Genomic DNA, 22762 nt, shown 5'->3' on the forward strand with positions numbered 1-22762 from the left:
CTGCTCCTCTGCACCCCTGCTGCCTCAATGATTTTCCCTTTTCTTAGTGCCATTCCTCCATGCCCAATGCCCAAATTAGATTTTCTGAAACAGACAATTATTGCTCCCATAGTTGGGAATATTGCGATCGCCTTTTTTTCTGTGCTTGTAATGTTGTTGAAAACCTTTTTTCCCAACTCAATATCGGGCACATACTTACAACTGTTTTTCTAAAAGTTAAGAGCCTTGAAGAAGAATTCAGAAGTCAGAATTTAGGAGCGGAGCCGGAGACGCTCCGCCTCTGGTCAGAATCAAGACGCTCGAACGCGAGTGCGTATCCTCTTGGGAGAAGACTCGGTTTAGCCGCGCTATCCGCTTTTTCGGTCAAAATTTATTCTGTTAGCGCAGCGGGGCGTAGCCCATTCTCACTACTGACTACTGAATTCTGTTTGATAAATTTAAAACTCCTAACTCCTAAATTCAAACTGAAAGGTGACCATTGTTCATCCTACTAAGCAAAGGACAAAATTATGAAACGAATATTTGCATTAATTTTGGTAATTTTTCTCTGGCTTAATGTTGTCCCCACAGCTTTAGCGGAGAACACTACATTAGTACCTTGTGCCGAATCATCTGCATTTGTAGAACGAGTGCAAAATGCACCTGATAGTTATTACACTACAAAGCCATTAAAGGCTTATTCTCGGTTACTTTGTGGCGAGGATGGTTTACCTCATTTAGTTCTTGACCGCTTCAGCCTTGCCTTTGACGTGCTGACTCCCATAGTGATATTTCTCTACATTGCTGGTTGGATTGGCTGGACTGGTCGTTCCTATTTGCGGACAATTCAAAAACTTGGTTCCCCAGAAGAAAAAGAACTATTTATCGATTTGCCAGTATTCGTTAAATGTATGATATTGGCTTTTGCTTGGCCGGCATCAGCAGTTCAAGAATTTCTCAGTGGTGAATTAGTTGCTAAGGATGAAGAAATTCCGATTTCAATTCGCTAAAAGCTATTGACAGTTGATGATTAACTATTAACTGTCAATTAACCCCCCAGAAAAATAATCGAATAAGACAAAATTAATTAGGATAAAAACATGGAGTCACGCTATTTTTTGAAAGTTTTCACAATGGTTCCTGTAGTTGCTACCTTAGCATTGATTATTTTAGCAGTGATTTTCATTGAATTGAATTGAATTACGTTTTTCCGGGATTACAATATGGGACTTTTTTCCATACTCTACCGTCAACAGTCACTCAATTTGAGATTTTGGATTTTAGATTTTAGATTATCCCCATGCATTAATGTAGGGGCTTGAATCTAAAATTTGAGATTTTGGATTTTAGATTTATGCCATGAATAAATTCAGGAGCTTGAAACCTTTTTAAATTTTGGATTAAAAATCCAAAATCCAAAATTTAAAATCTAAAATGGTTACTCCTGCCTCCTGAATATTAATGTGAGGAGAAAAGAGTTTCCCAGTCGATTACAGGTGGTCTTTCTCCCTGGTTGACTATTTCAAAAATTTTCCTAGAACTACTTGGGTAAGAAAGGGATTCCACACAAGCATTTGCTACGTCAATCCGGCTAGTATCACCCGAAAGTGTATCCCCAGTACCTACGACCACACCATATTTACCACCTGTTTTTGCCTTGAGGAGGGTGTTGAGGTCGTATGAGGTATAGGGGCCGTCAATGAGGCGTCCTGGGCGGATAATGGTGTAGGGTAATCCTGAATCAATAATGGACTCTTCGCCCTTTTGTTTGGCATCCAACACACCAAAGGCATTAAGAATACTAAAGGGAAACTGATTTTTACGGAGAATTCCACAGGAAGAGACGAAAACGAATCGCTGCAAATTCCGGGGTGCTGCTGCTACTAGATTTCTTACACCTTGAGCATCGACCTTTTCTGGACTATTCTTTGCTTTTGCTTGACTAGATTTGGGGTTAAGGAAAGTGATGCCCCATTCAAGCAAGTTCGGGGATTGCTCAAACTCCCATCGCTCAGAGGGGAAGGCAGTGGTTCCAGTACAATTTATGATGTGGGTGACATCTGGCATTGCGGCTGGCAGTGTAGCTGGCTGGCGGATGTCACCAACGGCAATTTCCACTCTTTGGTTAAACATCTCTTCAGCTTTTGCGGTATTGCGTGTCAAGACACGAACTTTCAAGCCTTTCTCCAACAGCTTGCCTACCACCAGTTGCCCTACTCCACCAGTAGCACCAGCAACTAGTACCAAATCTTCAACTGACGTTTGAAAAGAAGTCATAAAGTGCCTTTGAGATAGTCTATTGCTAATCTACTTAAAAAAATGCGATGTCTACAACGGACTGTTTGGTGACGCACATCGCCAAAATAGACCCAGATTAAAGATTTTGCTAATGGCTGTTGACTTTGTAGCTTTCAGGCTGACAAGTGGGAATTTTAGGAAAAGGGCAAACTCCCCAAAACTGAATTAGCACAGTAGCCAGCACTTGAGGTTTCGAGCAAAGAATGAAAATTAGTCAAAAATTAATTTTGGGTGTTCTAGGAATGGCTACTCTCTCAGGAATTATTGCTGCGATTAGCGCTCATCAACAATTGAAGATAGCTAAATATCTTGCTCAACAAGAGGCTGAAGAAGTTGCTGGACTACTGGGATATTTTGTAAGTTATGAGCTTGAATACCACAAAATGCGATCGCGAGAGGAGATGCTAGCCCATTTGCAAGAGCATGTTCAAGCACTACACAAACAGCGTCAGCGCGATCTGGAGATTGTAGACCGCAATAAAATCATTCTGGCAGATGTAGTCGCGGAAGACATCGGGACGCGATTAGATCACGATCGCAATAATGAAGTTGGTAAAACCATTCAAGATGGGATACCAAGAACCTATGTTGAGACTAGTTCTGAATACCCAAAGGGGATTCAATTAATTGCTGTTGCATTTAAGACTACCAATAGTAAAACCTTTGGTGCAGTCATTTTGGAATATACACCGCTTTATAAAGCAGCCCTAGCAACAGCCCATAAAAATATTTTTGTCACGTCGGTCATCAGTTTAGCATGTGGCATATTTGCATTAGCAACAGGCTATTTGATCTCTAGAAGCATCTCTAAACCGATTAAACAACTCCAGCAAGCTGTGGTAAATCTGGCTGAAGGCAAGCTGGATACCAGAGTTAATATTCGCTCTCATGATGAGATTGGCGAGTTAGCTACCTCGTTCAACAAAATGGCAGACGATCTACAATATTCCAGAGATGAATTTGTCAATGCCAACGAACAATTACGAAACGAAATTGCCGAGCGCCAACAAGCAGAAATAGAACTTCAGCAAGCTCTAAAAGACCTGAAAAAAACCCAAATCCAATTAATTCAATCTGAAAAAATGTCGAGTCTGGGTCAACTAGTGGCAGGAGTTGCCCATGAAATCAATAATCCAGTTAATTTTATCTACGGCAACCTCGAACACACTGATGATTACACTCAACAGTTGCTGCTGTTAATTAAGCTTTATCAAAATTATTATCCCAACCCAGAGCCAGAAATTCAAAATGCTAACCAAGTGGTGGATATTGAGTACCTAATAGAAGATTTACCTAAGATGTTATCCTCAATGAAGATGGGGGCCAAACGCATCCGTGAAATTGTTCTCAGCCTACGAATCTTCTCTCGTTTGGATGAAGCTGAGTTCAAAACGGTTGATCTGCATGAAGGGATCGACAGTACACTGTTGATTTTGCAACACCGGATCAAGGCACAAAATAATCGCCTTGAAATTCAGGTGATCAAAGAATATGGTGAAATGCCTAAAATCCAGTGTTTTGCAGGGCAACTGAATCAGGTATTTATGAACCTCTTGGCAAATGCAATCGATGCTTTAGAAGAGAGTTTACAAAAAAACATTTGTCCAAATCCCTGGATTCGCATTTCTTCTGAACAGGTAAATGAAAATGCCGTGATTCGGATTGCTGATAATGGAGTAGGAATTGCAGAAGCAATCCAGTCGCGTTTATTTGACCCTTTTTTCACCACAAAACCAGTTGGTCAGGGAACTGGTATGGGATTATCGATCAGCTACCAGATAATTACTGAAAAGCATGGTGGATCTTTGCAATGCATTTCATCACCGGGACAGGGTGCAGAGTTTATAATTGCAATCCCGATTCGAGCAGTAAAATCAGCACAATTATCAATCTGCGATCGCCATGCCTATCGGGAAAAATCAGCGTGAGTAGTTTTTCAGTCCATAGCTGCGTAGGCGTAGCCCGTCGTAGACATCGCGATTAGAGGGGAAATTGCGCCCGAATTGTTCGGTTCTACCACTGTCACCAGTACACAAATGGCTATAACCTCTTAAGTAGTAGTGAAATGTCTACCCTAGACGCTGTTAGTCGCTCTTGAATTAAGGGGTGAAAACCTGTGTACAAATGGATATTGCCAAGTCTGAGCGAAATCTTGGCTGAAAATCAATCAAGTGTGGCTGAATGTTCACCTGCTAAAGCAGAGCGGCAGTGGCGTGTCAGCCTCGCAGCGACAGAACATTTGCTATTAAATACTTTAGCACCTGCTTCAGTTGACACAACGCAAGGATTAATTTTAGCTGCACCAGCTCCCTTATTTAGTCAGCCAAAACTGACTCAAAGTTTACAAACAGTAACTTTTACGGCCAAACCATTTAATCCCTTGGCACTGATGCCATTTCAGATGCCAGATGCAATGCCTGGGGCGGGCTACGCCAATGCATTTGTAAATGAAGAAATTGCCCTCCACGAATCGGTACTTCCCTTACTAGCTGCCGATCCGCTAGGTGCAGAACAGTTTTGCTTGGTTTTTACAGATAAATTTAGATTAGTGCTGGTTTTAGCAACCCACAAAAACGGTAAAAAAACCTTTTCATTTTCTTTTGAGCCAGAGGTAGTACAGCAGGCTTGGCGATCGCTAGGAGCAAGGGTAATGCTGGCTAATCCAGAGTTTTTTGCCCGCTTGGATGCATTAGTAGAAGAGTATTCCCCGGTAGCCCCAGACTATCGGATTATGATTGAGTTTAGCCAGTTGTTGCTTCAGGAATTAACAGAACCAGAAGAGATTAGAGACTCTTTATTAGGGACTGGGGACAAGGAGAATAACCCATGCCCAATGCCCAATTCCCAATCCTCAATCCCCAATGCCCAATCCCCAAATCCTGATGTAGAATTGCTCCAAGCCTTCGCTCACGAAGTCCGCACACCTTTAACAACGATTCGCACTATGACTCGTCTGCTGCTGAAGCGGCGAGACTTAGATGCTAGCGTGATCAATCGCTTAAAAGTTATCGATCACGAGTGTACTGAGCAAATTGACCGCATGGAGTTGCTGTTTAAGGCAGCAGAACTGGAAACTACTACCTCAGCAAAATCCTCAAAAACTCAACTCACGCCGATGTCTTTAGATCAAGTGTTGCAGCAGAGTATTCCCCGTTGGGAACAAGCAGCGCATCGGCGGAACTTAACTTTAAATGTTGTTTTACCCCAGCAACTACCAACAGTGGTAAGCAATCCCACCATGCTGGATCAGGTTCTCACTGGTTTGATGGAAAATTTTACTCGCAGCTTACCTGCTGGTAGCCATATTCAAGTACAAGTTATCCCGGCTGGAGATCAACTGAAGTTACAATTATCGCCCCAATTTGGATGCAAAGATTCAAATAAAGCCGCCACACCTGCAACACCACCAATTCGCAAAGCCCTTGGTCAACTGCTGATGTTCCAACCAGAAACGGGTACGATTAGTTTGAATATTGCTGCAACCAAGCATTTGTTTCAGGCGATCGGTGGCAAACTGATTGTGCGCCAGCGTCCACACTATGGCGAAGTTTTGACAATTTTCCTGCCTTTAGAAGTTAGCAATAAACAGAAACCAGTAGTCAAAAGTTAGGAGTTATAGCCATTTTTAATTCGGTAAGGTACAACAACTATGCAAATAGACCTAACCCCCTTCCCGAAGCGGGAAGGGGGAATAATTCAAAGCCTCTCTCCTAAAAGGAGAGAGGTAAAAATCGTACCTCACTGGGTCGATAACTGCTATAACATCAGAGTATTCGGTGGTGATTTTCCAGCAGCAATAGTCAGATAGATTTACGATTATACTTAAATTAAGTCTCCTTACACCACACTAAAAAGCCGTGAAATAATTTAAATTTCTACGGCTTTTATTTTTTGTAGATAAAATTAGTAATGATTTAGCGATTAGCTCATGCGTTCGTTTAGCTATCACAAAACTTCTTTCACCAGATAACCATCTTCCATATGAATGATGCGATCTGCAATATCTAAAATTCTATTATCGTGAGTGACCATTAAGATAGCACAATTCTGGTCTTTAGCTAGTTTCTGCATCAGGGTAACAACATCTCGGCCTGTTTTACTGTCTAAAGCCGCTGTCGGTTCATCAGCTAAAACCAATTTAGGATGACTGACTAAAGCACGAGCAATCGCTACCCGTTGTTTTTGTCCTCCTGAGAGATCGGATGGGTAATAATTAACTCTATTCTCCAATTTAACAGCATTGAGTATAGCTTCTGATTTGCTGCGGGCTTCCGATTCAGGAATATTTTTATGTAATTCCAGTGACATTTGAACATTCTGTCTGGCTGTTAAGAAATCTAACAAGTTGTGGGCTTGAAAAATATAGCCAATATGGCGACGTACCTTAACTAATTGCTGATTACTCGCTCCAGAAAGCTCCTGACCAATAAATTTAAGACTTCCTTCTTGGACAGAACGTAACCCACCAATCAAAGTCAGCAAAGTTGTTTTTCCTGAACCTGATGGCCCAGTCATAATCACAATTTCTCCGTATTTGATATTAAAATTAATATCAAATAATACCTGGCTTCGGATTTTTTTTTCCCCGAAGTAGTGATTAAGGTTTTCTATAGTAACAATGAATTTTTGTTGAAACATTTTATTTAGATAATAAATTTAAACTAGAAAATATCTGCTGGATCTACATTACGGAGTTTATTTGTAGATAAGAAACCAGACGTTAAACACATTAATGTGGCTGAGATTAATACTAAAATGGCTTTATCTGTAGTCATGATAACTGGTAATTTAGTTGCATTTTTCGACACATCATATAGGGCTATTGATATAGCTAAACCTGGAACATAACCTAGAGATGCTAAAATTAAAGCCTGTTGAAAAACTACACTTAATAGGTATTTGTTTTTGAATCCCATTGCTTTCAAGGTTGCATATTCAGTTAAATGAGTAGAAATATTACTATAAAGTATTTGATAAACAACGATTACACCAACAACAAACCCCATTAACACCATCAGATTAAACACGAACCCAATGGGTGTTCTCAGAGACCAATAGGCTTTTTCCAAAGCAATAAAGTCTTTGCGGGTAATAACTCTTACGTCTTTGGGTAACTTGGCTGATAAATCTGCTAAAACTTTTTGTGGGTTGGCATTAGGTTTAAGTTTAATTAAGCCTATATCTATTTTTTGTACTGGACGATCTTGAAATATTCGTAGGAAAGTTGAAGAACTAACGATTAAATTGCCATCAACACCAAAGGAAGGGCCTAACTTAAATAAGCCACCAATTTTAACTCTGTAACCAACTAATCCAGTATAGCTGAATATTTCAACTTTGATAACTTTTCCTTGCTCAAATTCTTTAGCGATCGCTCCAAATTCTGGTCGTGAATCTCGGTCAAATAAAACGATATTAGGTATTCTAATTTGAGTAAGCTTTTCTTCAATATTGGGAAAATTAAAAATGGATTTAACTGGATCAAATCCCAGCACATATACTGGAAACTTCAGTCCGTTTTTGGGGTTTTTAAACTTAGCAAATTGCACATATAAAGGGCTAACTGATTCTACACTATTAAAACCTAATACTTGATATAAATGTGAACGAGGAAAGCTTTGATTTGATGTTAAAGATTTATATTGGGCACTGATTAAAAATAAGTCTCCTTCTAGACTTTTATGTAACTGTGTAGCACTGTCATAGAGGGCAGCTTGGAAACCAATTTGCATAAACATCAGAACTGCAACGAAAGCAATCCCAGCCAAAGCTACAAGAAAGCGGATTTTTTGTCGGGCTAGTTGTAGCCAAGCCAAGGGAATATTGAGAATCATTTAGTAAACCTCAAGGAGAGAAAATAGACTAAATTGAGGAAAAGTACTTTGTTGAAATCAAGAACTTTTTGGTGTGCCTTAATTACAAATTAGTATTAGTCCGTTCAGGGATATTCAGTGAGTTACAAAGCTTGATTGAGAAGTGTTAAATATAAATAAGTACCTCTACTTGTAAATCAGTAAAGCCAGCGACTTGCTGGTTATCTTGTAAATTATCAATCCGAATTTTTACATCAACTATTTTGTTATCCGTGTCTGCTTGAGGATTGTTATTAAAGATATTTTGTTTGCCAATTTGTAAACCAATATCTGCAACTTTTCCTCGTAATTTACCTGGTAAAGCATCGCTAGTAATAATAGCCGACTGACCTATACGTACTTTTTTAATATCAGTTTCATAGACTTCTGCTACCACATACATCTGTTGTGTACGACCTAAATCAGCTATTCCCGTAGTGCCGATCACTTCTCCAGGCCAAGCATTAATTTTCATGATTTGCCCAGTTATAGGCGATCGCACAAGACTTAAATCCCACTCTGCCTTAGCCTGGTTAACTGAGGCTACTGCACTTTCGACATCAGCTTGTGCTGCTGCTATATCGGTAGGACGAACCTCAGCAATACTCTTTAGCCTTGCTTTGCCCTCGGTTAACTGCTTTTGAAGAGTTTCTATACTGCGCTTGAGAGAAGCTTTAGCCTCATTGAGTTGTTGTTGAACTGTATCTAATCGCAAACGTTTAGTATCTGCGTCAGAAGCTGAAATCGCCCCTTCTTTATATAACTGCTGATATCGCTGATTTTCGCTTTCAGCATTCCGCCACTCTGCCTCTAAGCGAGCGATCGTTGCTTGTTGGGCAGAAGTTTCTCCACGCAACTCAGCTTCTAAACGAGCAATGGTTGCTTTCTGTGCAGAGATATCTCCCGCTTTTGCACCAGCTTTTACCTGGTTAAGACTCGCTTGGGCAACTAGGACTTGTTGCTGGGCTTTTTCTAAGGCTGCAAGACGGGGAAAGTAAGTGTCAAGAATTGCAACTATTTGCCCTTGTCGCACCTTATCTCCTTTATTTACCATAAGTTTTGTCACCCTTACACCCCCTTGGGAGTCTGGGGCTGACAGACGAATCACCTCTCCTTGAGGTTCTAAACGTCCTAAGGCAGCAATAGCAGTCATTTTAGAAGAACTACTTGAGGTAGCTACAGGCTCAACTTTCGAGGACAACTGAAATCGGGAAAAGGTATAGAAAGTAACGACACTAGTAGCTACAGCCATAGTAGTTGCTAAGATGACCGGCCACCAACCTACAGGTTTGATAAATGGTTTTATAAATGACTGTTTTTGTTTTTGTACCATAATTTTAATGAAGGAATTAAGCCCCCCTTTTGAAGGGGGGTTGGGGGATCTTCCGAAGCCAGATATCACTAACAGCAAGCGGATTGATGGATCAATCCGTTAGTAGAATCAAACCGCTGTGCAAAGAGTCATCAGTCATTAGTCCAAGAGAAACCACGCCCACTTTTTAATGTGGTTTGAATTAGTCCGATGAAAGACAAAGTTTTTCCGCCCGTAAGGAACGGGGTATGCACCAATGACCAATGACTACTTAATCAATTTTCGGCAAACCTATTTGGTACTTTATGCATCTAACTAGAGATAGCTCTATTTGTTTAGTACTACCTCTTTTTTACTTTTAACGATCGCCAAGTATTCGTTGCGAGTTCCATCTATCCGATAGTGGTCGCAAATTTGACAGAGTTTTAAGATATCCAATCGACTAAATACTTTTTGATGCTCAATTCCATTGTCGTTTCTCCACCGCCAAAAAGTTGTCCGATCGATGCGGCGATTACTTTCAGGCCATCTTCGTCGGGATAAAAAGTCTACTAGTTCCTCTTCATAAAACGAGTAGCCTTTCGGTAACTTTAGGAGTTCTTCTCTTAACTCAATTAGCGGGATGAGTGGATCTAGCTCAGATAGTCTCATGCCAGCAAGCCCTTATATTTTCGTGACAGTCAAATTATGCAGAACGCTTCATACAACACGGTTAATCGCATTATCATACTGTGCGTTTATGAATATATGGAGTGATCAGATAATCAGGTGAATTTATATTTGTATTCTCCCTATTTAAAGATCTATCCACTTTCTGAAACCGACAGTATTAAATTACATTATTTAATCACTTACGATAAACTGATTGATACTCAATTGCAACCCATATGCAACAATTTTGATGAAGAATAGTTAGCAGAATTTCCGATATAATTTATGGATAATATTTGCAGTTTGCTAACAATTTTTAATCCTTTTATGTCCTCACTGTTACTCAGCATCTCAAAATAAGTCTTTGATTTATGATGGATTTTTTGTTCACTAAATTTTTTCATTCTTCAGATATAGTTACTAGTGGTTATTGTTACATTGTGATGGATTGATTCTTCTGCAATAAGAATTTTTTAAAAAATTAGCTTATTGATTAATGCATAATTTTTTAAAAAAATAAATCGACTTTTGGATAGATGTAAAAGCTATAGCAGTAATTCATGAATACTGGACTTTTTCAGAAAACCGACTCTCTGTGTATTTCAATACGCAAAGAAATTATACACAGTTAAATTTTACTGTCAAAATAATATTGTTATTGAGCAACTTTGAAAATAATGATAATGACTGAAACTAAGTTATATGCAATTTGCATGCAATTTTTAAAATGTATTTTTGCTATATGACATACTAATTGAAATGAGTTTTAATAGTTATGTGAGTGACAGCAATCGCCCCCCAAAGACCCTAGATAAAATGAAACTACAGCGATTCATGCTCTCATTGCCAAGCTTTGATAACCAGCGACTGATTTTTCATGCAGCTCGCCAGACCCTTCGCAAAGCTGAGATGGCCCGTGTTGCTGTGCGTGAATGGCTCAATCAACATGATTGTGAGCTAGAAGAGTGGAAAACCAAAAAAGCTTCTGAGTTGGGAATTAGTATTAGTAGACTTGAGCAAAAGCTATTAGCTACCGCTCAACATCAATCGATAACAAATAAAGAAAATGACAATCCCAATTCAGAAGAAGATTCGTAATAATTCAGCATCCATGAGTCAGAACTTCTAAGTAATCTAGAATGATTAGTATATTTATTCATCAAATGTTTCCTGATTATTTCACTATTCTGACTCCTGAGCTCTTCCGATGATTCCGTATAACTTAATGTGTAGATTCTGATCCAATTACCCAATTACAGCTAGCAAATGTGTAACCAAAAATATAGTACTGTTAATTTGAAGTTGTCTAGAAAGTTCTGTTTAACAAGATTCCATTTAGCAAGACTTATCCCGTCGTATATAAGTTGCATATCAATTGTAATGGATAGGCTACTGGTCTAATATTCAGTACAAGCTACAATTGAGCGGATAAAACGAAGTAGGATAAGTTCTCTGGATGAAACTATCCAAGCTAAAGCGGCAAGCTGCCCTCCATTTATCTCTGGCGGCTTCTGCCGTTAAGATTGCTGTTGAAATGCTCTAATGAAAGCATATTTTTCATCATCAATAAATCTTGCTTTCGTCTCAAAAATAATCTAATTTACTCTAGTCGTAGAGGAAATATATTTACAAATTCCTCTACATTACAAAAATCAAATAATGAAGATAAAGTCATGGCTGCTTCTAGAATTGAAGCTGTTTTGGCACAGTTGCAAGAAGAAGTGAGCAATTGTGAACAAGCTCTACTTAAGCTCATACAGGTGAAAAAAGTTATGGTTGAAAATGCACCACTAACCAGCAAAATAAATCCACAGAGGCAAAAAACCGATATTGCGATTATCGGCATGGCCTCTATATTTCCCCAATCGAAAAATTTACAGGAATATTGGGAAAAAATTATTCACAAAGTTGATTGTATTACTGATATTCCTCCTTCACGTTGGAATGTAGAGGATTATTACGATCCTAATCCCAGAACCGCTGATAAAACCTACTGTAAAAGAGGCGGATTTATCCCGGATATCAATTTTAATCCTATGGAATTTGGGCTGCCACCCAATAGCCTAGAAGTCACAGACATTTCGCAATTGCTAGGTTTAGTTGTTGCTAAAGCAGCAATGGAAGATGCAGGTTACGCCGAATCTCGACAGTTTAGCCGCGATATCTACGATGGGCTTCGCCAACGCACCGGTGTAATCTTAGGTGTGGCGCTAGGTAGGCAATTGGCGGTTCCACTGACTGCGAGAATGCAGTACCCAGTTTGGGAAAAAGTTCTCAAGGGTAGTGGCTTATCCGATGAGGATACACAAAAAATCATTGAGAAACTCAAAAGTGCATATGTGCAGTGGGATGAGAACGCCTTCCCCGGTATGCTGGCAAATGTAGTTACAGGAAGAATTGCCAACCGCCTAGATTTGGGCGGAACTAACTGTGTAGTCGATGCCGCTTGTGCAAGTTCATTAGGTGCCCTCAAAATGGCAATTAGTGAGCTAATTGAGCATCGAGCCGACATGATGATCACTGGCGGAGTTGACACCGACAACTCAATCATGGCCTACATGTGCTTCAGCAAAACTCCTGCTGTTTCCCAAGGTGAAAATGTCAAACCATTCGATGCAGAATCCGATGGGATGATGCTGGGTGAAGGTGTGGGAATGTTAGTTTTGAAGCGCCTTGAAGATGCCGAGCGAGATCAAGACCGAATCTATGCAGTCATCAAAGGTATTGGCACTTCTAGCGATGGCCGCTATAAAAGCATCTATGCACCGCGTCCAGAAGGTCAAGTCAGAGCCTTGCATCGTGCTTATGAAGATGCTGGATTTTCGCCTACGAGTGTTGGTTTGATTGAAGCACACGGTACTGGCACTATGGCTGGAGATCCAGCCGAATTCTCATCTATAAAAGAAGTTTTTGGCGAAAACAATCCCAAAAAACAACATATTGCCCTGGGAACTGTCAAATCGCAGATTGGACATACAAAAGCGGCTGCGGGTGCGGCAAGTTTGATCAAAACGGCTTTGGCTCTCCACCACAAAGTCTTACCAGCCACAATTAACGTTACCAAACCGCATCCTAAATTAGATATTGATAGTTCCCCATTTTATTTAAATACGGAAACTAGACCTTGGATTACTGCTGATGACCAGCCAAGACGTGCAGGGGTAAGTTCTTTTGGCTTTGGTGGCACAAATTATCACGTCGTTTTGGAAGAATACACAAGTCAACATCAGCAACCTTATCGTTTACACAAACCTTCGCAGTCGGTGTTGCTATTTGCATCAACGCCTGAAGAATTGTTGTCGCGCACTCAAGAAATTAGACAGCAATTGCAATCCGAAACAGGAGAGCAGCTTTATACAGAATTGATTTCGGCATCTCAATCTTTAGAAATTCCGATCGCAAATGCCAGACTTGGGTTTGTTGCTGATTCTCTCACCCAAGCTTGTGACTTCTTGCAAACAAGTATTGAGTTGCTCAAAAACAAGCTGCAAGCAGAATCCTGGGAGCATCCCCAAGGAATTTACTACCGCAAAACTGGCATAGTTACAGAGGGGAAGGTGGTTGCCCTATTTTCTGGGCAAGGTTCGCAATACTTAGAGATGGGTAGGGAACTCTTAATTAATTTCCCTGACTTGGGGCAGACTTATGCTCAAATTGATAACCTTTTACGCCAAGACGGTTTGCAGCCCCTTTCGGAGGTTATTTTCCCTAACCCTGTGTTCGATCTAGATCAAAAGACTGCCCAGATGAAAGTGTTGCAGCAAACAGAATATGCACAGCCGGCAATTGGGGCTTTTAGCGTTGGTCTGTACAAGATATTGCAACAAGCTGGGTTTAAACCAGATTTTATCGCCGGACATAGTTTTGGAGAACTTACTGCCCTTTGGGCTGCGGGGGTTTTGAGTGAGAAAGATTACTTTTTCTTGGTCAAAGCTAGGGGTCAAGCGATGGCTGCACCAAAAGATCCAGAATTGGATGTGGGAGCCATGCTGGCGGTGAAAGGGGATGTCAATCAGGTTACAGAACTTATTCAGAATTTCCCGCTGATTACCATTGCTAACCTGAATTCTCCATATCAGATGGTGTTAGCAGGGACGAAAGCTGAAATTGCCAATGTAGAAGAGGCTCTGAAAACTCAAGGATTTTCTACTATCTTGTTGGGAGTTTCCGCAGCCTTTCACACTCCACTAGTGGCTTATGCACAGCAACCCTTTGCCAGAGCTATTGAGAAAGTTACTTTCAATGAGCCACAAACCCCGGTTTACACCAATGTGACCGGAAAGCGTTACCCAAATGAACCGCAAGTTATTCAAAAAGTCCTCAAAGAACATCTGAGGAATCAGGTGCTATTTAAGCAGGAAATTGAAAATATTTATGCTGAAGGCGGTTACTGCTTTATTGAATTTGGGCCGCGAAGCGTTCTCACCAATTTGGTAAAAGATATTCTGAGCGATCGCCCGCATTTAGCTATAGCTTTAAATACCAGTCATCTCAAGGATAGCGATCGCACTTTGCGGCAAGCTGTTATCCAGTTGCGCGTTGCTGGATTACCTTTGCAAAACTTAGACCCCTATCAACTGGAGTACAAAATCCCAGAAGCTTCTCCAAATAAGCTCTTGAATGTCCGCTTAAATAGCACCAACTATATATCAGAAAAAACAAAGCAGTCCTTTGAAAAAGCTATGCAAAATGGGCATCAAGTGAAATCCACTGTTGCTAACGGCAATCAACCAGTCATACCTAACATTCCTCATCCGGCAGAGAAAGTCGCAGTCAACGGTCAATCCACCTTTACTAACGGTAATCAATTAGTAACACCTAACATTTCTCATCCAGCAGAGAAAGTCGCAGTCAACGGTCAATCCACTGTTACTAACGGTAATCAAGCAACACCTAACACCTCTCAACCAACAGAGAAGGTAGCAGTCAATGGTCAATCTACCGTTGTTAATGGCAATAAAACTTACTCAGCAGCAGCTAACTCCTCTCATCCAGCAGAGAAAGTAACAGTCAATGGTGGAGTGAAATCTGTGCAGAACGGGCAATCAGACCAACTAGATATCAAGCTTCAGCAACCTATTCCAGAACTTCCTCTGAGTTATCTAAGAGCTATAGACAACTTAGAGTACACCTTAATAGAGTTCAATCGCCATCAACATCAAATCTTGCAGGTTCATGAACAATCTTTGAACCATCAGACAGAATATACCAAAACCTTTTTCCAACTCATGCAGCAACAACATGCGTTGTGGGGAAATGGTAAATTCAGCGGGCCACAAACACAAACACAGCAATTGGTAGTTTCCAGTTCAGAGCGCAGCATCATGCGGTTTCACGACCATCAAGCTGATAGCCTCCGCATCCATGAGCAATATCTGAACCATCAACAAGAATACACTAACAACTTTTTCCAATTGCTCCAGCGACATTATGAATTATCCCCTAGCAATAACACTCAACAGAGTCTGATACCGCCACTCAACTTTCAACCAGTAGCTCCACCATCCCCAGAGGATAACCCTGTTCTGGAGACTGCATCGGTTGCTGTACCTAACGGATTTGCGACTAAATCTGAGCCAGTTTCAACTAATGGTAACGGCACAAATGGTAATGGCGCACATCATCAAGCAGCAGTTTTAGATATTACTCCACTAAAAGAGAATAATACTGCAACTGTAGCCTTTGCACCCGCAGCACCTACAGAGCCAGTATCACCTCCAAAACCCGCAGCACCCGTACCTCCAACAGTAATTATTGATCAAGCGACTCTGAGTCAAACTTTGATTAACGTCGTTAGTGATAAAACAGGCTATCCGACAGAGATGTTAGAGCTGACGATGGATATTGAGGCAGATTTGGGGATTGATTCCATCAAACGTGTGGAAATTCTGGGAGCATTGCTAGAACTATACCCTGATTTGCCCAAGCCGAATCCTGAAGAAGTAGGACAGCTACGCACCCTCGAGCAAATAGCTGAGTATATGGGGAAAATTGCATCAGAAATCTCAGCAGCGATACCTGCGACGGCGGGCTTGGCCAACGCGCTCGTGAATGGAGCAGGGGAGCAGAGGAACACAGGCGCAGAGGAGCAGAAAGAAACTAGCAACGAGTCTTTGTCCTCTGCCTCTTTATCCCCAGTTCCATCAATTGATTTAGAAAATCCAGAGCTTACTAACATTGTGCTCAATGTCGTTAGTGAAAAGACAGGTTACTCAACGACGATGTTAGATTTGTCAATGGATATTGAGACAGATTTGGGAATTGATGGCGTCAAACTGGTGGAAATTTTGGGAGCGTTGCTAGAACTATACCCTGATTTACCCAAGCTGAATTCAGAAGCATTGGCTCAACTACATACCCTTGGACAAATTGTTGCATATATAGAAAAGGGACTAGGGACTGGGGACTGGGGACTAAGGACTGGGAAAGAGTTTTTTCAATCTCCAGTACCCAGTACCCAGTACCCAATAACCAATCCCCAATCCCCAATCCCCAATCCCCAATCCCCAGTACCCAATCCCCAATCCCCAATCCCCAGTACCCAATCCCGAATTCTTCGCTCTCCTGTCAGACTCAAATATCTTCCCGAACCTGATATTTTAGATTTCACTTTATCCGATCAGCATATCGCCTTGCTTACTGATGATGGTTCTCTCACCACGACGAAACTAGTTGAGACTCTGTTAAAGCGCGGCTGGAAAACTGTTGTCTTAACTTTTCCCTCAAGTGTGATTCCTAAGCAATCTCCTTTACCTGAAGGGATTAGTCGCGTGGTGCTTGCAGATTTGAGCGAAGAGCATTTGCAAGAACAGTTAGCAGCGATCGCTACTAATTATGGCCCAATCGCCGCGTTTATCCATCTGAATCCCTCAAATCACGAAGATACAATCAAGAATGTCCGCTATCTGGAATCAGAGAAAGCTATTCTTCGCCATGTCTTTCTCATCGCCAAATATCTCAAAGAACCACTCAATCAAGCAGCACTTCAAGGACGCAGTATTTTTGTAACTGTGGCTCGTCTAGATGGCGAATTTGGACTAGGACAAAAAACCAACTTTGGTGCAATTGGCGCTGGACTATTTGGACTTACCAAAAGTTTGAACCAAGAATGGGAGTCTGTATTTTGCCGAGCGATCGACCTCAGTCCTGATTTAGATGCTCAAACATCTGCACAGCATATCCTCGCCGAACTTCATGATCCCAATTTATTGGTTGTGGAAGTAGGATATAACTCACAAGGACGATCAACCTTAATATGTGAACAAGAAGAACAAAAAAACAGAGAGCAGCAAGTAGGAACAATCCCCTTTGCACCCAGCACCTTTTCCGCCAACCTTTTCCCCATCCCCAATCCCCAATCCCAAGTATTTCTTGTAAGTGGTGGTGCGAAAGGGATAACGGCTCAGTGCGCGATTAAACTAGCACAACGTTATCAATGCAAATTTATCTTGGTAGGTCGTTCTGTCGCTGATCCAGAACCTGTGTGGACTGAAGGTTACTTGAGTGAAGCGGATTTGAAAAAGCGGATTATGGAGAATTTCCTAGCTAAAGGCGAAAAACCCACACCTGCAATGGTGCAGAAAAAGTTTAACGCTATTTCATCTAGTCGGGAAATTGCCACAACCTTACAAGCCATTAAGCAGGCGGGTGGACAAGCTGAGTATTTTAATGTTGATGTGACTGATGCGATCGCTCTTAAGGAGCAAGTTGCTAATGCAGTGAAGCGTTTTGGCCCGGTAACAGGAATTATTCACGGGGCTGGTAATCTGGCTGATAAGCGGATTGAGAAAAAATCAGTCCAAGATTTTGAAACAGTTTACACTGCCAAGGTTAAAGGTTTAGAAAATCTGTTGCGGTGTGTACCACCCAGTCAATTGAATTATTTAGTCCTGTTTTCTTCTGTAGTTGGTTTCTACGGAAATGTCGGACAGACAGATTATGCGATCGCTAATGAAATTCTCAACAAATCAGCCCACCTTGTCAAACTCAACCATCCCCATTCTCATGTAGTCGCGATTAATTGGGGCCCTTGGGACAGTGGTATGGTTTCTCCTGAATTAAAGCAAGCTTTTGCTGAACGAAATATCGAGACTATTCCGATTGAGATTGGCACACAAATGTTAGCTGATGAATTAGCTAGCACCAATCAAGAAACTGTGCAAGTTTTAATTGGTAGTCCCCTGGTATATATCCCAGAAAAATTACCAAGCGAGTTGAGAACTTTCCGTATCCAGCGGCAATTAACATTAGCAGCTAATCCCTTTTTACAAGATCATGTAATTGCTGGTTATCCAGTTCTCCCAGCAACTTGTGGACTCTTATGGATTGCTAATGCTTGTGAACAAATCTATCCTGGTTACAAAGCCTTTAGTTGTACAAATTATAAAGTTTTGAAGGGACTAATTTTTGATGATAATTTGGCAACTGAATACACTTTAGAATTGCAAGAAACTGCAAAAAATGATATCAATGAGATAGATTTTGATGCCAAAATTTGGAGTAAAACTCCAGAAGGTAAAATCCGTTATCATTTTAGTAGCCAGATGAAACTGAAGCGAGAAATTTCTAGTGCCCCTATACACAAATTTCTGAATTTAAGCCAGGATCATCGAATCACCGCTACGACTTCATCGCTTTACCAAAATGGGGCAGCTAGCTTGTTTCACGGACTTGCTTTTCAAGGTGTTAAATCTGTCTTAAATGCTACTCTGGACAAGATTACTATAGAATGTTATTTGCCGGAGCCAGCAGCAAGAAAACAAGGACAGTTTCCAGTCCAAACATTTAATCCCTACATTGCAGATGTGCAGATTCATGCATTTTGGATTTGGGCACAGCATTTTTATCAGGTAGCTTGTTTACCTTCAGAAATCAAAACTTTTGAACAATTTGAAGCTGTCCCCTTTAATGAAACATTTTACGTTTCTTGTGAAATAAAATCCAAGACAGAATCGGGTTTGGTTGTGGATGTCATCGCCCATAATTCACAAGGACAAATATATACCCGAATGCTTGGAGCAAAGGGAACTATTTTACCCAAGCAATTAGATGAGATTTAAGTAGGAATCAGCCTAACTTTTCACGTCATGTGGAAAAGCTTCCTAACCCCCAGGTAAAAAATTCCAAGTCTCTCTCCTTCAAGGAGAGAGATTTAGAGAGAGGTTTTCCTGATACCGGAAAAAGTCAGCGAATCCGCAACTCAAAAATGTATACATCAGCTTGAGGAGATAGGTGATGGAAGAACTTGCAAAAAATAAAACTCCTAAAATAGCAATTGTGGGAATGGATTGCTATTTGGGTGGCGGTTGCAAAGGATTAGATGCCTTTGAACGCAGTATTTATGAAGGAACTCAGCATTTTATTTCCATCCCTCTTCAGCGATGTCTACAAGAAAATTTGCTAAAAAATTATGGTTTTACCGACGGGACATTACCATTAGGCGCATACATCAAAGATTTTGAAATTGATACTTTCCGTTTGGAAATACCGCCAGAAAAAGTAGACAATTTTAACCCTCAAGAACTGTTAATGCTTCAGGTAGCTGATAATGCTCTCAAAGATGCAACACTTCGTCAAGGGACAAGAATAGCAATAATCATTGCTACTGCTAAAGAGCTAACTCTAGAACAACTTCCAAAAACAGAACAGTTGGAAGTCATCGACAAAGACGGTGAATATCCAAGTTACATCGAAAATGGATTGGCTGATTATATTTCCAAACTATGGAATTTTGCTGGCCCTGCATTCACATTAATTGCCAAAGAAAATACTGTTTTCAAAGCCTTGGAGCTTGCACAAAAGCTACTCGCAATTAAAGAAGTAGATGCTGTTTTAGTTGGTGCAATCGAGCTTGCTGGAGATGGCGCTAGTGTTTTACAACGAAATCAAATAACAAAAGTTAACACAGGCGTGAATACTCTCAGTTACGACCAAAATGCCAATGGCTGGATAGTAGGCGAGGGTGCGGCGGCTGTAGTATTAAAGCTCCACGAAACAGCAAAACAAGAAAATAATCGCATCTATGCAACGATTGACGCCCTGAGTTTTACAAAAAATTCAACAAATAGCGTCGTCCCCATTACCCCTTATCCCCAATCCCCAAATCCTGAAGCGGTAACACAAGTTTGTCAACAGGCTTTTCATCTTGCAGACATCAAACCAAAAGATATCAACTATTTAGAAGTTGTTGGTAGTGGAATTCCTCAGCAAGACGAGACAGAAATTAAAGGTTTGCTCACAGCTTATCACACATTTGAACCAAATTTAACTTGTGCGATCGGTAGTGTCAAAGCCAATATTGGTCATACCTATGCTGCGTCGGGAATAGTCAGTCTGGTTAAAACAGCACTCTGTTTATATCACCGCTACATCCCCGCAGTTCCCCAATGGTCTGGCCCCAAAATGCCAGAGATTTGGCAAGATAGTCCCTTTTATGTAGCTTCTGAATCAAAACCCTGGTTTTTAGAAAAAGGAGCCACTAGAAGAATAGCTGCGATTAACGGGATGGAAATAGATGGGAGTTATGCACATTTAATTTTGTCAGAGGAACCAAATCAGAGAGATCACAGCAGCAGATATTTAGAGCAAATGCCTTATTATGTATTTGCGATCGCAGCTGACGATCAATTAACTCTATTAGACGAAATCCACAATCTTCAGCAGACTATCACAGATTCTTCTTCTCTCTTTGCGGCTGCTAGGCAGACTTTTACGGCTTTCCAACAGCGTCAACAGGCAACTTACGCTCTAGCAATTCTCGGACACAATCAAGATGAATTGCAGCGAGAAATTCAGCACTCCCTCAAGGGTATTGCCAATGCTTTCGAGACAGGGAAAGACTGGCAAAGTCCTCTCGGTAGCTATTTTACAGCAAAACCGCTGGGTCAAAGAGGTAAAGTTGCTTTCGTTTACCCAGGTGCCTTTAGTGCTTATATCGGATTAGGTCGAAATCTGTTTCGCTTATTTCCTCAACTTTACGATGATCCCTTCATCAGAAGCATCTACAATCGTGTTGCCAACGTCGAAAAACTTATTTATCCTCGAAGCTTAGAAAAATTGTCAACCAGGCAATTAGAAGTCCTTGAACAGCAATTGCTCAAAGATTCAGTAGCAGTACTCGAATCAGAAATGGCTTGTGCTGGACTGATGACAGCAATTCTGAAAAATTATTTCCAAATCAAGCCCCAATGTGCTTTTGGTTATAGCTTAGGCGAAATTAGCATGATGTTGGCTCAAGGTGTCTGGACTCAGTTTCAAGAAGGTAGTGAGGGCTTTAACTCATCATCTCTGCTGAAGACAAGGCTATCTGGCCCCAAAAATGCTGTGCGCGAGTATTGGGGATTACCTCAAGGACAGGATAAACAAAGCGAAGATTTTTGGCGCAACTATATTCTCATGTGTCCAGTATCACGTGTTCAGGAAGCTATCAAAGATGAAAAACACGTCTATTTGCCCTTAATTAATACTACAGAAGAAGTTGCGATCGCTGGTGAGATTCAAGCCTGTCAGCGCGTGATTGCCAATCTAAATTGTAATGCTTTTTCTGCTCCCTTCACCCATGTCATTCATTGCGAGGCAATGCGCTCTGAATACGATGAACTTGTGAGATTAAATACATTACCTACTCAAAACGTACCAGAGACTATTTTTTATTCCGCAGCCGAATATAAACCGATTGCCCTTGACAGCCATTCTATTGCTCACAACATTGCTCAAAACCTCTGTCAACAGCTTAATTTTCCTCAGCTAATTAACCGTGCCAATGAAGATGGATTCAAAATATTCATCGAAGTAGGTGCCGGTAGTAACTGTTCCAGATGGATTGATAAAACTCTCAACACAAAAGAACACATCACAGTGTCTCTTAATAAAAGAGGTGTAGACGATCATACTTCTATTATCAAAGCCTTAGCAAAACTCCTTAGTCATCGGGTTGTTCTAGATTTATCACCACTATATTCTCAAGAGCCAGAAATTTTCCATCAAAGCCAGTTTACTCTGAGAACTATAACCTTAGATAATAGGAAGATTAGTTACACATCTTTGAACAATAAAAATTTAAATATCCCGCAAGAGATATCTTTTATATATCCCAGCAAATCTGTTAATCAACAGCAATATCAACTATCAGAATTAAAGGAATTTACAGAAATGAATTCTTCTTGGTTATCAAATCCAACCAAAAGTCTTGAAAATGCTTCTAGAAATATAGAAACTCTCCCAGAGGATGCTAACCTTAAAAAAGGCAGCGAACCTACTCAGCTATTATTACAAGAGCGCCATGAAACTGTAGATAAATCACAAGTTAACGAAAGTTGGGCAACAGAACAGGAAAATAATCAATTCATCCTGACTCCTAATTTAACAAGCAGTGTTGTTAATGAACCCCACTTGCTAAATTTACACAGCCCTTACTATCAAAAACTCAGTGAAAATACTTCTCAGATGACCAAAGCCCATGCTGTTTTATTACAAGCGCGACAAGAGTCGCTAAAGCAAATTAGTGCCATAATTCAGTTGCAAATGGCTTGTTATCAGAGGTTATTTGAATAATAATCATTTAAAGCAGTGCAGAAACCAGATTATTTGAATAAATAATTTTACCTCGTTCCCAGCTTCTTGCTGGGAATGCATACTAGAAGGCTCTACCTACATAATTAGCGGCAGATAC

Annotated in this window: 14 protein-coding genes; 8 read left to right on the plus strand and 6 right to left on the minus strand. The window is 40.7% G+C overall.

Going from position 1 to position 22762, the window contains the following annotated elements; genetic code table 11:
- The coding region (locus HWQ44_RS18895; protein ID WP_292721582.1) for a hypothetical protein at positions 1-191 on the minus strand (191 nt) is incomplete at its 3' end.
- 318 nt (positions 192-509) lie between these two features.
- Between HWQ44_RS18895 and HWQ44_RS18900 the strand changes: the two genes are divergently transcribed.
- Positions 510-989: a Photosystem I reaction center subunit III gene (locus HWQ44_RS18900; protein WP_292721584.1), complete on the plus strand. Its 480-nt coding sequence runs from the start codon at positions 510-512 to the stop codon at positions 987-989.
- 90 nt (positions 990-1079) lie between these two features.
- Positions 1080-1178, plus strand: a complete 99-nt coding sequence (locus tag HWQ44_RS18905; protein ID WP_292721586.1) for a hypothetical protein — start codon at positions 1080-1082, stop codon at positions 1176-1178.
- A 259-nt stretch (positions 1179-1437) separates the two neighbouring features.
- Here the strand turns inward: HWQ44_RS18905 and HWQ44_RS18910 are convergent, their stop codons facing one another.
- A complete protein-coding gene (locus HWQ44_RS18910) occupies positions 1438-2256 on the minus strand; it encodes an SDR family oxidoreductase (RefSeq protein WP_292721589.1) in 819 nt (272 codons plus the stop codon).
- 224 nt (positions 2257-2480) lie between these two features.
- On the opposite strand from HWQ44_RS18910, the gene HWQ44_RS18915 reads away from it, so the two are divergent.
- The 3 genes from HWQ44_RS18915 (at position 2481) to HWQ44_RS18925 (ending at position 6085) form a co-directional block, all read left to right on the plus strand.
- Positions 2481-4205 carry an ATP-binding protein gene (locus HWQ44_RS18915; protein WP_292721592.1) on the plus strand — a complete coding sequence of 575 codons (1725 nt, stop codon included), beginning with the start codon at positions 2481-2483 and terminating at the stop codon, positions 4203-4205.
- A gap of 188 nt (positions 4206-4393) precedes the next feature.
- Entirely contained in the window at positions 4394-5887 is a 1494-nt protein-coding gene (locus HWQ44_RS18920) for a HAMP domain-containing sensor histidine kinase (protein WP_292721595.1), read from the plus strand.
- Positions 5888-5926: 39 nt separating this feature from the next.
- Positions 5927-6085: a hypothetical protein gene (locus HWQ44_RS18925; protein WP_292721598.1), complete on the plus strand. Its 159-nt coding sequence runs from the start codon at positions 5927-5929 to the stop codon at positions 6083-6085.
- A 137-nt stretch (positions 6086-6222) separates the two neighbouring features.
- On the opposite strand, the gene HWQ44_RS18930 is transcribed toward HWQ44_RS18925, so the two are convergent.
- The 4 genes from HWQ44_RS18930 to HWQ44_RS18945 all read right to left on the minus strand — a co-directional run bounded on the left by HWQ44_RS18930 (position 6223) and on the right by HWQ44_RS18945 (position 10092).
- Positions 6223-6915 carry a DevA family ABC transporter ATP-binding protein gene (locus HWQ44_RS18930; protein WP_292721600.1) on the minus strand — a complete coding sequence of 231 codons (693 nt, stop codon included), beginning with the start codon at positions 6913-6915 and terminating at the stop codon, positions 6223-6225.
- A 23-nt stretch (positions 6916-6938) separates the two neighbouring features.
- Positions 6939-8111 (minus strand): ABC transporter permease DevC, encoded by a 1173-nt coding sequence (devC, locus tag HWQ44_RS18935; RefSeq protein WP_292721603.1) that lies wholly within the window; start codon positions 8109-8111, stop codon positions 6939-6941.
- A 145-nt stretch (positions 8112-8256) separates the two neighbouring features.
- Entirely contained in the window at positions 8257-9462 is a 1206-nt protein-coding gene (locus tag HWQ44_RS18940) for an ABC exporter membrane fusion protein (protein WP_292721607.1), read from the minus strand.
- 306 nt (positions 9463-9768) lie between these two features.
- Entirely contained in the window at positions 9769-10092 is a 324-nt protein-coding gene (locus HWQ44_RS18945) for a hypothetical protein (RefSeq protein WP_292721610.1), read from the minus strand.
- An 834-nt stretch (positions 10093-10926) separates the two neighbouring features.
- On the opposite strand from HWQ44_RS18945, the gene HWQ44_RS18950 reads away from it, so the two are divergent.
- The 3 genes from HWQ44_RS18950 (at position 10927) to HWQ44_RS18960 (ending at position 22644) form a co-directional block, all read left to right on the plus strand.
- On the plus strand, positions 10927-11190 hold the full coding sequence (locus HWQ44_RS18950) for a hypothetical protein (protein WP_292721663.1): 264 nt from the start codon (positions 10927-10929) through the stop codon (positions 11188-11190).
- Positions 11191-11765: 575 nt separating this feature from the next.
- Complete coding sequence (locus HWQ44_RS18955) at positions 11766-19151, plus strand: type I polyketide synthase (protein WP_292721612.1); 7386 nt, start codon at positions 11766-11768, stop codon at positions 19149-19151.
- 175 nt (positions 19152-19326) lie between these two features.
- A complete protein-coding gene (locus HWQ44_RS18960) occupies positions 19327-22644 on the plus strand; it encodes a type I polyketide synthase (protein ID WP_292721615.1) in 3318 nt (1105 codons plus the stop codon).
- Positions 22645-22762: the final 118 nt, after the last annotated feature.

This window comes from Nostoc sp. JL34, from assembly GCF_017114945.1.
Classification (GTDB): Bacteria; Cyanobacteriota; Cyanobacteriia; order Cyanobacteriales; family Nostocaceae; genus Nostoc.

Coding starts and splice junctions, on each gene's coding strand:
- HWQ44_RS18905 (WP_292721586.1), top strand. CDS start 1,080: ATGGAGTCACGCTATTTTTTGAAAGTTTTCACAATGGTTCCTGTAGTT.
- HWQ44_RS18900 (WP_292721584.1), top strand. CDS start 510: ATGAAACGAATATTTGCATTAATTTTGGTAATTTTTCTCTGGCTTAAT.
- HWQ44_RS18930 (WP_292721600.1), bottom strand. CDS start 6,915: ATGTTTCAACAAAAATTCATTGTTACTATAGAAAACCTTAATCACTAC.
- HWQ44_RS18955 (WP_292721612.1), top strand. CDS start 11,766: ATGGCTGCTTCTAGAATTGAAGCTGTTTTGGCACAGTTGCAAGAAGAA.
- HWQ44_RS18960 (WP_292721615.1), top strand. CDS start 19,327: ATGGAAGAACTTGCAAAAAATAAAACTCCTAAAATAGCAATTGTGGGA.
- HWQ44_RS18915 (WP_292721592.1), top strand. CDS start 2,481: ATGAAAATTAGTCAAAAATTAATTTTGGGTGTTCTAGGAATGGCTACT.
- HWQ44_RS18950 (WP_292721663.1), top strand. CDS start 10,927: ATGCTCTCATTGCCAAGCTTTGATAACCAGCGACTGATTTTTCATGCA.
- devC (WP_292721603.1), bottom strand. CDS start 8,111: ATGATTCTCAATATTCCCTTGGCTTGGCTACAACTAGCCCGACAAAAA.
- HWQ44_RS18945 (WP_292721610.1), bottom strand. CDS start 10,092: ATGAGACTATCTGAGCTAGATCCACTCATCCCGCTAATTGAGTTAAGA.
- HWQ44_RS18925 (WP_292721598.1), top strand. CDS start 5,927: ATGCAAATAGACCTAACCCCCTTCCCGAAGCGGGAAGGGGGAATAATT.
- HWQ44_RS18910 (WP_292721589.1), bottom strand. CDS start 2,256: ATGACTTCTTTTCAAACGTCAGTTGAAGATTTGGTACTAGTTGCTGGT.
- HWQ44_RS18940 (WP_292721607.1), bottom strand. CDS start 9,462: ATGGTACAAAAACAAAAACAGTCATTTATAAAACCATTTATCAAACCT.